General features: G+C 35.9%; 14 protein-coding genes. 8 read left to right on the forward strand and 6 right to left on the reverse strand.

Annotated elements, in window-relative coordinates; translation table 11 throughout:
* Window positions 1-57: 57 nt before the first annotated feature.
* Window positions 58-699: an NUDIX hydrolase gene (locus tag G440_RS0104225; protein WP_026450163.1), complete on the reverse strand. Its 642-nt coding sequence runs from the start codon at window positions 697-699 to the stop codon at window positions 58-60.
* A 2-nt stretch (window positions 700-701) separates the two neighbouring features.
* Here G440_RS0104225 and G440_RS0104230 point away from each other — a divergent pair, with 2 nt between their 5' ends.
* Window positions 702-1,430, forward strand: coding sequence for a peptidylprolyl isomerase (locus G440_RS0104230; protein ID WP_026450164.1), 729 nt, complete (start codon window positions 702-704; stop codon window positions 1,428-1,430).
* Between the two features lie 180 nt (window positions 1,431-1,610).
* On the opposite strand, the gene G440_RS21680 is transcribed toward G440_RS0104230, so the two are convergent.
* The 3 genes from G440_RS21680 to G440_RS0104240 all read right to left on the reverse strand — a co-directional run bounded on the left by G440_RS21680 (window position 1,611) and on the right by G440_RS0104240 (window position 3,267).
* Complete coding sequence (locus G440_RS21680) at window positions 1,611-1,742, reverse strand: T9SS type A sorting domain-containing protein (RefSeq protein ID WP_157417842.1); 132 nt, start codon at window positions 1,740-1,742, stop codon at window positions 1,611-1,613.
* Between the two features lie 74 nt (window positions 1,743-1,816).
* Entirely contained in the window at window positions 1,817-2,434 is a 618-nt protein-coding gene (locus tag G440_RS0104235) for a trimeric intracellular cation channel family protein (RefSeq protein ID WP_026450165.1), read from the reverse strand.
* Window positions 2,435-2,541: 107 nt separating this feature from the next.
* The gene (locus tag G440_RS0104240) at window positions 2,542-3,267 is read right to left on the reverse strand and encodes an RDD family protein (RefSeq protein ID WP_026450166.1); all 726 of its coding nucleotides are present in this window, start codon (window positions 3,265-3,267) and stop codon (window positions 2,542-2,544) included.
* 38 nt (window positions 3,268-3,305) lie between these two features.
* Here G440_RS0104240 and G440_RS0104245 point away from each other — a divergent pair, with 38 nt between their 5' ends.
* The 7 genes from G440_RS0104245 to G440_RS0104275 all read left to right on the forward strand — a co-directional run bounded on the left by G440_RS0104245 (window position 3,306) and on the right by G440_RS0104275 (window position 10,697).
* On the forward strand, window positions 3,306-4,280 hold the full coding sequence (locus G440_RS0104245) for a stage II sporulation protein M (RefSeq protein WP_026450167.1): 975 nt from the start codon (window positions 3,306-3,308) through the stop codon (window positions 4,278-4,280).
* Entirely contained in the window at window positions 4,255-5,181 is a 927-nt protein-coding gene (locus G440_RS0104250) for a hypothetical protein (protein WP_026450168.1), read from the forward strand. Before G440_RS0104245 ends, G440_RS0104250 begins: the two co-directional genes overlap by 26 nt.
* Complete coding sequence (locus G440_RS0104255) at window positions 5,174-5,896, forward strand: hypothetical protein (protein WP_157417844.1); 723 nt, start codon at window positions 5,174-5,176, stop codon at window positions 5,894-5,896. The genes G440_RS0104250 and G440_RS0104255 overlap by 8 nt, the downstream gene beginning before the upstream one ends.
* The gene (locus G440_RS19455) at window positions 5,889-7,076 is read left to right on the forward strand and encodes a DUF4350 domain-containing protein (protein ID WP_051285139.1); all 1,188 of its coding nucleotides are present in this window, start codon (window positions 5,889-5,891) and stop codon (window positions 7,074-7,076) included. The genes G440_RS0104255 and G440_RS19455 overlap by 8 nt, the downstream gene beginning before the upstream one ends.
* 3 nt (window positions 7,077-7,079) lie before the next feature.
* Window positions 7,080-8,072, forward strand: coding sequence for an AAA family ATPase (locus G440_RS0104265; RefSeq protein ID WP_026450170.1), 993 nt, complete (start codon window positions 7,080-7,082; stop codon window positions 8,070-8,072).
* A 131-nt stretch (window positions 8,073-8,203) separates the two neighbouring features.
* Window positions 8,204-9,538 carry a DUF58 domain-containing protein gene (locus G440_RS0104270; RefSeq protein WP_026450171.1) on the forward strand — a complete coding sequence of 445 codons (1,335 nt, stop codon included), beginning with the start codon at window positions 8,204-8,206 and terminating at the stop codon, window positions 9,536-9,538.
* Between the two features lie 220 nt (window positions 9,539-9,758).
* The gene (locus G440_RS0104275) at window positions 9,759-10,697 is read left to right on the forward strand and encodes a LysR family transcriptional regulator (protein WP_026450172.1); all 939 of its coding nucleotides are present in this window, start codon (window positions 9,759-9,761) and stop codon (window positions 10,695-10,697) included.
* Window positions 10,698-10,771: 74 nt separating this feature from the next.
* On the opposite strand, the gene G440_RS0104280 is transcribed toward G440_RS0104275, so the two are convergent.
* Entirely contained in the window at window positions 10,772-10,969 is a 198-nt protein-coding gene (locus G440_RS0104280) for a hypothetical protein (protein ID WP_026450173.1), read from the reverse strand.
* Window positions 10,970-11,158: 189 nt separating this feature from the next.
* Entirely contained in the window at window positions 11,159-11,611 is a 453-nt protein-coding gene (locus G440_RS0104285; protein WP_026450174.1) for a DUF4442 domain-containing protein, read from the reverse strand.
* Window positions 11,612-11,695: the final 84 nt, after the last annotated feature.

Raw genomic sequence — 11,695 nt, forward strand, 5'->3', positions numbered from 1 at the left:
ATTATTCATTCTGCATTATGAATTATTTATTCTGGACAAATATACTAAAATATGCTTTTATAGCGCCATTTTAAGCAATTCACGTACCTCGTTAAGCATCATTGCAGTAGCACCCCAAACTATATGCCCATTAAGTTTAAAGGCAGGAACTTCAAGGCTAGTGGCGTATGAAGTAGATAAAATTTGCGAGGTTATATTCTTATCATTCAAAAAATCTTCCAATGTTACTTCAATCAAGGCTTCAACTTCTTCTTCCTGCATTATAAATTTTGGTAATTTGGTGGTGATTCCCAAGAAGGGCTGCACAAAAAAGTTGCTTGGTGGGATATAGATTTCTGTCAGTTTTTTTAATACCGAAATGGTTTCTCGCGCAACCCCCACTTCTTCTTCGGTTTCTCGCAATGCCGCATCTTGAATGTTGTTATCTTCAAGTTCCAGCTTTCCTCCGGGAAAACCTACTTGCGCGGAATGCACTCCTTTATAGGTTTTCCGAAGAATCAAAATCAAGCGAGTTTCAAATTCTTCCGAAGGATAAAAAAGCGACATCACCCCTGCCCTTCTTGCCGTATCTCTGCTTTTTGCTTCTCGCTTCAATTCTTGCAAACGTTCCATCGGTGCCATTTTAAACTGTACCGATTCTCCTGGAAGTTCCATTTTTGTTACATTTACAATCCGTTTTTCAAAATCGTGAAAATTCATCTATGCAAAAATTATTTATTTATTGTTTCGGAATTATGCTGTTACTGGCAAGTTGTGAAGATAAGAAAAAGGCTTCCCAAAATGAAAACGATCCCGATAGTTATCGGGACGAAAACCAAAAACCCGTTAAAACTGAAGCTGAGTTAGAAACTGAAAAGAAAGATACAATCAATTACCCCGAAATCACCAACGAAAATGTAGTTTCTTTTTTAACCCAATACGGTGCGAAAAACCCAGAAACAAAAGTCATGATAAATACTCGCTTTGGGGATATTGAAATAGAGCTTTACAAAGACACTCCGCTACACCGCGCTAATTTTATCTATTTGGTGAAGCAGCATTATTTCGACGATACTTTTTTTCATCGCGTGGTGCCGAATTTTATTATTCAAGCAGGAACCAGCGACCTTGCATCAACCCCAAAAAAACGCGCAAAGCTCGGGAAAGAATATTTACTTCCTGCAGAAATTATTCCGGGTAGAACCCACGAATATGGCACGGTTTCCGGAGCTAAGGAATATCGCGAAAATCCAGATAACAGAACGGCACCCTACGAGTTTTTTATCTTTCTGGGACCAAAATCCTCTACCGCACATCTAAACGGAAAATATACCATCTTCGGAAAAGTGATTCAAGGAATGGACGTGGTGGAAGAAATTTCAAAAGTGGAAACAGACGACGGAGATTGGCCTTTGCAGAATATTTATATTAGTGCGAAGGTTATTGAGTAGAGAGAGTATAGTGTTTTAAGAAGCATATTTTTGCAAATAAAATCCCGAAGGGATTACATATTTATAACAACATACAACCTTACAAATATACGACCCCAAACGGGGTCGAACATCCGTACCTTATCGTTTCCTATAAATATATGAACCTTTCAGGTTCAGAGGTATGGAAATATTCTGAATCTATTCCTTTATAAATCTGTTCATAAAACTCTTTCCTTCATAAGTAATTTGCGCATAATACACCCCAGCATTCAGAGCCGAAACATCAATGACTTTTGAAAACGCGGGGACACAATTCAATGAACTCAACACATCACATTACCGGACGGTTTCTTTCACAACTTCTAAACCCTCCTACGCCTACCAAGCTCATAAACCCTCTTTCCTCACTCCAATTCATCATTTCGATAAATACTTGGTAAGGATAGTTTGAAATATACTGCAAGTAGCCTAACAGTAATAACAGTAGCACCAGAAATAATAACAATGAAGTCTAAGGGAATTCTTGTTTTTAAAAGTAGAAAATATACTAAGGCACCAACAATACACGCCGTTGCATAAATCTCTTTTCTAAAAATGATTGGAATATCGTTACAAAGAATATCCCGGAGCACCCCACCAAAGCAAGCAGTCATTGTTCCCAGCGCAACGCAAATTATTGGATGAAAACCTGCCGCAATCCCTTTCTCTACCCCAACGATGGTATAAAGCGCAATCCCAATAGTATCAAACAAAAACAGGGACTTCCGAAAGTAGCCAAGCCGCTTTCTAAAGATTACTGCAAATAATAACGATCCAAAAATAACATAGACATAGGTTAGGTTCAACATCCATTCTACTGGAGAATTGATCAGTATATCGCGCAAGGTCCCACCTCCTACTGCAGCTACAAACGCAATTATCAGTATCCCAAACGGATCTAGTCGTTTATTCATAGCTGTAAGTACGCCCGAAATAGCGAACGCAATGGTTCCCAAAATATCAATTACTAATATTAATTTCATCTATATAATATATTTGATACAGCGGAATGCTTCGACTGCGCTCTGTACAGGAATGTAATGTCCAAATTATACATCTTTCGTTAATTTATCAATTTTTAATGAGCATTTCACATGTTTTGTGTAAAATGGTTATAATCCCGCATTACGGTATCTAAATATTGTTTGTCGTATAAATCTGAAGAAGTTCCCAAAATAGATTCAACCTTTATCCGAAGCAAATTTAAGGTTTTAAAGTCGTTAGATTTCTTTGCAATTAGATAGGTTTCTTTAATGAGCCTTACATCTTTATCAGTGAGCATGGTAACATTCAAAAATTTGGGTTGATAATCTTCGGCAATTTCCTCTAAAATTGTATGACTAATATTCACCTTGTTTTTTGTACTTATCACAACTGTTCCAGCAGCGTGGTCTCCTACGCGTTGTCTTCTTTCAGAAAAAATTATGGAAAGCAATCCAATAGAGCCTAAAAAAATCCATATATCTACCAACCTAAGCATCCATAATACCATATAATCGCTCCATCGGGCGGGACTGCCATCTACTTTGATAACTTTAGTTTTCATCGCCATCTTTCCCACTGTTCGTCCGTTAAAAAGTATATGCATATAAAGCGAATAAAATAGCACTGGCAAAAGTAGTAATTGCTGAATTCCAAAAACGGTCCAATGATCGCTAAAAGCCATACTCATTGCTTCTGTAGCTAGTTCCACCAGATAGAAATATACAAAAAACAGAAAGAGATCTATCAAAAATGCGAGAATGCGTTCGCCAACACTAACTATCTTATAGTCTAGATTTACGTTTTGGGTTGTATTGATTTCTAAGTTTGCCATGTGAAAGCAAGTGATTATATTTATCGAAATTTTAAAACATGCGCGAAGCAGCATTCGTCAAGCAAAATAAGGGAAAATGGATTGCATTTGAAAAGGCAATTACATTAAATTCAAAAATAAGTCCAGACCAGCTTGCCGACCACTATATCCAACTTACTAATGACCTTGCTTACGCACAAACCTATTATCCTGAAAGTAAGACGCTTCAGTATTTAAATTCGCTAACTTCCCAAGCCCATCAAAAGATTTATAAAAACAAAAAAGAAACTAAAAACCGGGTTGTCAGCTTTTGGAAAGAGGAATTTCCGCTGTTTTTCGTTCAATATCATCGCACTTTGCTCTTTTCGTTTTTAATATTTGCTATTGCTTCGGCAATTGGAGCCATTTCAGCTTTCAATGATGATTCATTTGTACGCTTAATTTTGGGTGACGGTTATGTAAATGAAACCTTAAGCAATATTGACAAAGGCGATCCAACGGCTATTTATAAAAGCGGAAGTGAAATTGGAACTTTTTTGGGCATTACCATCAATAATATTCGCGTAGCATTTTTAGCCTATGCTTTCGGAGTTATCACTTCCTTGGGAACAGCTTATTTACTTTTTAGTAATGGCGTGATGCTCGGTGCATTTTTTACGTTTTTCTACAATCGTGATCTGCTTTTTGAAGCTTCAAAAAGTATCTGGCTTCATGGGACTATTGAAATTTCAGTGATTGTAATTGCTGGCTGTGCCGGTTTGGTTATGGGGAACAGCATTCTTTTTCCAAAAACCTTTTCGCGGAAAGTTTCATTTTTAAAAGGCGCGAAGGACGGATTGAAAATCGTGGTGAGTACGATTCCATTTTTTATCATTGCCGGGTTTATTGAAGGCTTTATAACTCGTTATAGTAATATGCCCGTTTGGTTGGCAATGTGCATTATTTTTAGTTCCTTGGCTCTCATTATTTTTTATTACGTTATTTATCCTATTATCCTCAATAAATCACATGCAAGACAAATATATACCGCTTAAAAGACAACGTGACGTAGGCGAAATGATTACCACTTATTTCGAATTCTTAAAAAAGAACTTTAAACCCTTTTTAAATATTTTCATAAGTTATAATGGAATTTTTATTCTTGCTTTCTTAGGTGTAAGCTATCTCTTGGTCACAGGTTTTGTAGGTGCGTTTGTCGCAACTCCTACTTTTGGAATGACTAACGACGTTACAAGCTATCAAATTTATTTTGTCGTGGGAATCATTGGTTTCTTAGTACTCTTTATTATTACAGCCGTCCTGAACTACAGTCTTGCCGCGGTGTATATGATCCAGTATGAGCGAAACAAGGGCACTGCAATCGAAAAAAGAAAAGTCTGGGAAGTAGTAAAACAAAACCTAGGTAAAATTGTACTGTTTATTATTTTAATGATGCTAATGTATCTAGTGGTGATGATTGTTGGAGTTGTAATTTCATTCATTCCAATCCTGGGATCATTTGCTTATTATTTAATTATACTGGCATATACCAGTTGGATGGGTCTTTCCTTTATGTCCATGATTAATGATAACAAAGAAGTAACGGAAGCTTTCGGCGAGGGTTGGAACTTGTTAAAGAAATTCTTTTGGAAAAGCGTCCTTTCAAACTTGGTGATTGGAATGCTGTTAGGTATTTTGATGATGGTGGTTTTAATGATCCCCGGAATTTTGATTGGGGTTTATGCCTTCCATTCCTTAGATACTGGAGTAGATCTCGCAAATTCGCCAATGGCAAACGTGGTTTGGACCCTTGCACTTTCATTAATTTTGATACTTTATACCATAAATCAATCTTTAGCGCAGTTTGTAAACGGAATTCTATACTATTCTCTTCACGAAGAAACCTATAACGAAGCAACCCGGGAACGTATTGATAACATCGGCACTGGTGAATAAAATCTTAATCATCTTATTTGTTCTTTTGAATACGCTCGCCGCCACGGCATCTGTAAAGGATAGCTTGTTGGTTGCTGTGGACAGCAGTAAAATTGTACAAAAGAATTTTTCTAAAAAATTATCCGTTAAATATACTGGTAACAATTTTGATTATGAATCCATGGAAGGCGATGCCGAAAACTTTTTAGGGCGCGCCATTAGCTGGTTTTTCGATAAGATCGGTCAGATTTTCGGCTTCCATTTAACACCAGGAATGTATCAGATAATTAAACTTATAGTCTATTCCCTCCTTATTTTTTTCGCTATTTATATTTTGATAAAACTCCTTGTTGGCAATAATGCTTCCTCATTGTTTAGCCGACAGAGCAAACTTGTTGCTCCGCTAAATATTCAAGAAGAACATATTGAAAATGTCGATTTGGACTCTTATATCAAAAATGCTTTAAAAGAAGAAAATTACCGCTTGGCAATTCGGTATATGTATTTGAAATCCTTGAAATTGCTTTCGTTAAACAATATAATCGACTGGCATTTTGAAAAAACGAATACTGATTATTATAGAGAAATTGAAAATGAAAGTTTAAAGGAAAACTTCAAAAAAGCTTCCTATTTATATGACAATATTTGGTATGGTGAATATGCATTGGACAAAATAGGTTTTGAAAACGCACAAAAAGATTTTGAACGCTTAAACCAACACTTAAAAAATGCTTGATAAACGTTCTAAAAAAGTATTATGGGTTTTCGGAGTTGCCTTGCTAGCCATTGTGATTACGGAATTGGTGCGTCCAAAACCAATTGATTGGCGTACAAGCTATACTTCATTTGACAAGATACCTTTTGGCGGATTTGTATTTTTTGAAGAAGCGCCAAGCCTTTTTAAAAATTCTGAAATAAAGAAGATTGAGAAAGATCCGTATGAGTTTTTAAAGGATAGCACCTATTCAGAAAATTCTGCTTACGTCTTTATAAATGATGAAGTTTCGCTGGATAAAAGACAAGTGGAAGAAATTTTAAAATATGCAGAAAGCGGAAACACCGTTTTTATGTCTTCGCGAAGTTTAGGCTACATTTTGAGGGATTCCCTAAAGCTTTTCACTTCCACAAATTATAATATTTTAGAAGAAGAATTACATCCAAAACTTTTCAACAAAGCATTAAAGCAAGATTCTGTTTCAACATTTAAAAAAGGTGTTTTTAAATCCACATTTTCAAAAATTGACACCTTGAAAACTACGGCCCTTGGATATTTTGATACAAAAGAACCAGCATTGAAGGAACTGAATTATATAAAAGTAAAATTCGGAAAAGGTCAGTTTTTACTTCATAATATGCCTGAAGCATTTTCAAACTATTACTTGCTCAACGGCAATGAAAAATACGCGGCCAATGTGCTATCCTATATTGATGCAGACGAAATATACTGGGATGAATATATAAAATCTGGCAGAAAGGTTATTACTTCACCTATGCGGTTTATTTTAAATCAAGAGCCATTAACTTGGGCGTATTATGTTTTACTTGGAGGTTTGTTGATCTTTGTTCTTTTTAAAGGAAAAAGAGAGCAGCGCGTTGTAGCGGTTATGGAACCTTTAAAGAACACTTCGGTTGAATTCACAAAAACCATTGGAGATTTATATTTTCAGCATAAAGATTACAGCAATATTATAGCGAAAAAAATCACGTATTTTTTAGAAACCCTTCGTTCAAAATATTATATAAATACGAATGAAATTTCTGAAGATTTCATTAAAACATTAGCTTTAAAAAGTGGGAATTCTTTTGAAAAAACACAAGAATTGATGCTTTTTATAAGAAACTTAAAGGAAAAATCTGTTCACAGTGAAGCCGATTTGCTGGAACTTAACAAAAAAATAGAAGCATTTAGACTATAGACTATGGAAGAATCACAAGTAAACCCGTTGGAATTTAATTCGAGAATAGACTTAAAAAACCTTCAGGAAGCCGTTCAACAAATAAAAACCGAACTCGGAAAAGTAATCGTAGGGCAACACGATATGCTGGAAATGCTTATCATTTCAATATTGAGTAATGGCCATTCCCTTATTGAAGGCGTTCCGGGTGTTGCAAAAACATTGACCGCGAAATTATTGGCAAAAACATTGGCGGTAGATTTCAGTAGAATTCAATTTACACCAGATTTAATGCCGAGCGATATTCTGGGAACTTCTATTTTTAATGTAAAAACCAGTGAGTTCGAATTTAAAAAAGGCCCGATCTTTTCTAACATTATCCTGATAGACGAAATAAACCGTGCACCCGCAAAAACCCAAGCTGCACTTTTTGAAGTTATGGAAGAGCGACAGGTAACAATGGATGGCACAGAATATAAAATGCAACTTCCGTTTTTGGTTTTTGCAACACAAAACCCCATAGAGCAAGAAGGTACCTATGCCCTACCCGAAGCGCAACTGGATCGTTTTCTATTTAAAATTAATGTGCCTTATCCAAGCCTAGAAGAAGAGATTCATATTTTGGAAAACGAACATAACAGAAAGGATAAACTTATTCTGGATGATATTAAACCAGTTTTAAACGCGCAGCAAATTGCAGAATACCAGCATACGATAAAGCAAATAATTATGGAAAGCAATCTGCTAAAATACATTGCAGCCATTGTTGATAATACCAGAACAAATGCGAATCTATATCTGGGTGCTTCCCCACGAGCATCCTTGGCTATTATGAACGCCTCAAAAGCATTAGCTGCAATGAACGGCCGTGATTTTGTAACCCCAGATGATATTAAAAAAATAGCGCCTTCAGTTTTACGACATAGAATAATGCTGACGCCAGAGCGCGAAATGGAAGGAGTAACCCCTGATAAGGTGGTGCAGCAGATCATTGAGACGATTGAAATTCCACGCTAGCTTCGATACAATCCCGATGATCCCGATAGCTATCGGGACGGTATCACTCAGCTGCCTTTTGGGGATTCGGGGTTTGTTAATTCGGGCTCGAACTAGAAACCAGAAACTATAAACTTGAAACAATTTGTGAAGTGAAAAAATTTCTTAAAAGCTTATATCTAACAAAACGATTTTTTATCGTGGTGTTTTCACTTGCGATCCTGTTTGTAGTTTCCTATTTTTTTCAGGAACTGTTCGGGGTGATTAAGCTTTTGTTTTATTTACTTCTTGGTACTTTTATTTTTGATGTTTTATTATTGTTCCGAAATAAAACTGGCTTACAAGCATACCGATTATTACCTGAAAAGCTTTCAAACGGAGATGACAATAACATTGAGATAAAAGTGGTTAACAGATTTCAATTTAAAACTTCCATAAAAATAATAGATGAATTGCCTGTGCAATGGCAAATTCGCGACTTTAAGATTGAATCGGTTTTAAATTATTCCGAAGAAAAACGATTTACCTATCAAGTTCGACCTACGGAACGCGGGGAATATCACTTTGGAAACCTAAATGTATTTTCTTCATCTGTTTTGGGATTGATTTCACGGAAGCAACAATTTTCGGCAGAGCAAATGGTGCCAAACTACCCTTCATTTTTGCAGTTAAAAAAATATGATTTTATTGCCTTCTCAAATAAACTACAGCTTTTTGGACTTAAAAAGATCAGAAGGATTGGCCATACCATGGAGTTTGAACAAATTAAAGATTACACTCCTGGAGATGACATTCGTAACATAAACTGGAAAGCGACCGCCAAACGAAACAATTTGATGGTGAACCAATTTCAGGATGAAAAATCACAGCCTGTTTATTCTGTAATTGATAAGGGAAGGGTAATGAAAATGCCTTTTAACAACCTGAGTCTTTTGGATTATGCCATAAATTCCACCTTGGTTATTTCAAATATTGTATTAAAAAAGCACGATAAAGCCGGTATGTTTACTTTTTCCAAAAAAGTGGACGATCGTGTAATTGCCCAACGAAGAAGCGCCCAAATGCATCTTATTTTGGAAACACTTTACAATGTAAATACAGACTTTTCTGAAAGTGATTTTTCCAGATTATACGTTGATGTAAAACGACATATTAAACAAAGAAGTCTGTTGTTGCTGTACACCAACTTTGAAACTATGGATGCCCTTCACCGCCAATTGCCTTATTTGCAAGCAATCAATAAAACACATCTCCTAGTGGTTATCTTTTTTGAAAACACCGAGTTGAAATCATTTATCGATAAAAAAGCGACCACAACACATCAGGTTTTTGAAAAGACAATCGCTGAAAAGTTTATATATGAAAAGAAATTGATCGTCAATGAACTTCATAAATACGGTATTCAATCCATTCTTACCGCTCCCGAAAATCTTACGGTAAATACTATTAATAAATATTTAGAGATTAAGGCGCGAGGACTACTTTAAGCTCTTCCTCCGGCAGGCAGGCCCAAAGGGGGAATTATTTCTTGGAAAAATCATACGGCTCTTCAAGCTTCAGACCTTTTTAAGAATATTTTGTCTTCAGTGGTTTATTTAATTCTTAATTTTCTTAAAGCCAGATTCCTGTTACATTTTCTTCCCGATTCGAATTCCAGCTATAGCTTATATCGATAGAAACATTATCTTTGTATAAACAATCTCTACAATGACAATCACGCAACTTAAATACGTTTTAGCGGTAGCCGAGCATCAGAATTTCACGAAAGCTGCTGAAAAAACCTTCGTCACGCAGCCTACGCTCAGCATGCAAATCCAAAAACTGGAGGATGAACTGGATATTCTTATTTTCGATAGAAGCAAAAAACCAATCGAGCTTACCGAGGTTGGAAAAAAAATAGTGGAACAGGCTCGAAACATTGTAAACGAATCAGAACGGATGCAAGATGTGGTGGATCAGGAAAAAGGCTTTATCGGTGGTACTTTTAAACTCGGAATCATACCAACCATAATGCCTACGCTACTTCCTATGTTTCTCAAGAATTTTTCGAATCGGTATCCAAAGGTTCAGCTTAAAATTGAAGAACTCAATACAGATGAGATCATTACCAAAATCAGCGACGGTTATCTTGATGCAGCAATTGCCGCCACGCCTTTGAAACATGATAAAATTAAGGAAAGAGTTTTATATTATGAACCATTTGTAGGTTACATCCCAGAAAACCATCGACTAACTTCAAAAGAAAAACTGGAAGTTGGCGATTTGGATATTGACGATATATTGTTGTTGGAAGACGGCCATTGCTTTCGAGATGGTATAATAAATCTTTGCAAAGCCTCTAAACACGGAGGTATTGATAAATTCCAACTAGAAAGCGGCAGCTTTGAAACTTTAGTAAAACTATCCAATGAAGGTTTGGGAATGACGTTGCTGCCCTATTTACACACTTTGGATATTAATCCAAGTCTTACAAAAAATCTAAGATATTTTAAAAATCCCTCACCAGCGCGTGAAGTAAGCTTAATTTACAGTAAAAGTGAACTTAAATTGCAAACAATAAATGCTCTTTATGATATTATCGCAGGAGTGATACGTGGCGCAATTGCTTTTCAGGATGTGAAAGTTATCAGTCCGACGAAAAAGTGATCCTCCGTTTGAAGTAGCAGTAAAAAGTAACTTAATAATTAAAAAATCCCCTTGATTTCTCAAGAGGATTTTATTTATGGGTTTAGATAGATTAGACACTGATTTAGTTGCGGGTTCTGTTTAAGAAGTGAATCGATCCAAACTTTGAGCTCTTCTACTTCATAGGGAAGTAATCGGGTCAGCGCTTTTTGCAATTCTTTACAGAACAAATTAACATCAAAACTTACTTTTGCAAGTACGGCTTTGGTGTAATCAAACATTGCTCTTGCCATAGCTAATTGAGATTTTATAAAATTAAGTTAGGTAGATGTTCTCTCAATAGGCGAAGATGTTTTTTTTAATTTGACATAAATATAGCCAATATATTTCAAATCTGTTCCCTTTCAAATGGAATTAACCTTGTTAAAGATTTGTTAATTAGGAGATAAGCTTTTCAAACCTTTAGATACGCGGAGGTTAGCTTACTTAACTTTTAATGTCCATTCAAACTCAAAAATAGAAACTACATCCCCTTCTTCATCTTTTCCTTCAGATTTCATCCAAATGGTCTGTCCCTCTCCAGAACTTATGGTTTTTTGTATTGCCGCATCAATTAGTTCTCCATCAGCACAGGAATAATTTATTCTTCCGCGAGCCTTTTTAGTAAATGTAGCTTTGTTACTCGCCACGAGCATGGAAATCTTTCGCTCACTCTGCTGAATTTTGGCCATTACCATTGCTCCTGTACTCAATTCGGCAGCCATTCCTTGAACTGCCCAAAACATAGAGTTAAATGGGTTCTGGTTAATCCAACGATGCTTTACTGTGGTCTCACACGCATTTTCCGAAATAGATTTTACACGTACTCCTGTAAGATATGCAGAAGGCAGTTTAAATAGTAAGAAAGTATTGATTTTACTAGGGCTGAGTTTCATTTTGTAGAATTATTTTACAAATATATTCAATAAATCCATGACAAACTATTTGTTAAAAAAATGTTAATTATAGTACTATGCGTA

The organism is Aequorivita capsosiphonis DSM 23843 (assembly GCF_000429125.1).
Lineage (GTDB): Bacteria > Bacteroidota > Bacteroidia > Flavobacteriales > Flavobacteriaceae > Aequorivita > Aequorivita capsosiphonis.

What these genes read in the sequence shown, in the direction of transcription:
- G440_RS0104225 (WP_026450163.1), bottom strand. Translation starts at nt 699, where the DNA reads ATGAATTTTCACGATTTTGAAAAACGGATTGTAAATGTAACAAAAATG.
- G440_RS0104230 (WP_026450164.1), top strand. Translation starts at nt 702, where the DNA reads ATGCAAAAATTATTTATTTATTGTTTCGGAATTATGCTGTTACTGGCA.
- G440_RS0104235 (WP_026450165.1), bottom strand. Translation starts at nt 2,434, where the DNA reads ATGAAATTAATATTAGTAATTGATATTTTGGGAACCATTGCGTTCGCT.
- G440_RS0104240 (WP_026450166.1), bottom strand. Translation starts at nt 3,267, where the DNA reads ATGGCAAACTTAGAAATCAATACAACCCAAAACGTAAATCTAGACTAT.
- G440_RS0104245 (WP_026450167.1), top strand. Translation starts at nt 3,306, where the DNA reads ATGCGCGAAGCAGCATTCGTCAAGCAAAATAAGGGAAAATGGATTGCA.
- G440_RS0104250 (WP_026450168.1), top strand. Translation starts at nt 4,255, where the DNA reads ATGCAAGACAAATATATACCGCTTAAAAGACAACGTGACGTAGGCGAA.
- G440_RS19455 (WP_051285139.1), top strand. Translation starts at nt 5,889, where the DNA reads ATGCTTGATAAACGTTCTAAAAAAGTATTATGGGTTTTCGGAGTTGCC.
- G440_RS0104265 (WP_026450170.1), top strand. Translation starts at nt 7,080, where the DNA reads ATGGAAGAATCACAAGTAAACCCGTTGGAATTTAATTCGAGAATAGAC.
- G440_RS0104275 (WP_026450172.1), top strand. Translation starts at nt 9,759, where the DNA reads ATGACAATCACGCAACTTAAATACGTTTTAGCGGTAGCCGAGCATCAG.
- G440_RS0104280 (WP_026450173.1), bottom strand. Translation starts at nt 10,969, where the DNA reads ATGGCAAGAGCAATGTTTGATTACACCAAAGCCGTACTTGCAAAAGTA.
- G440_RS0104285 (WP_026450174.1), bottom strand. Translation starts at nt 11,611, where the DNA reads ATGAAACTCAGCCCTAGTAAAATCAATACTTTCTTACTATTTAAACTG.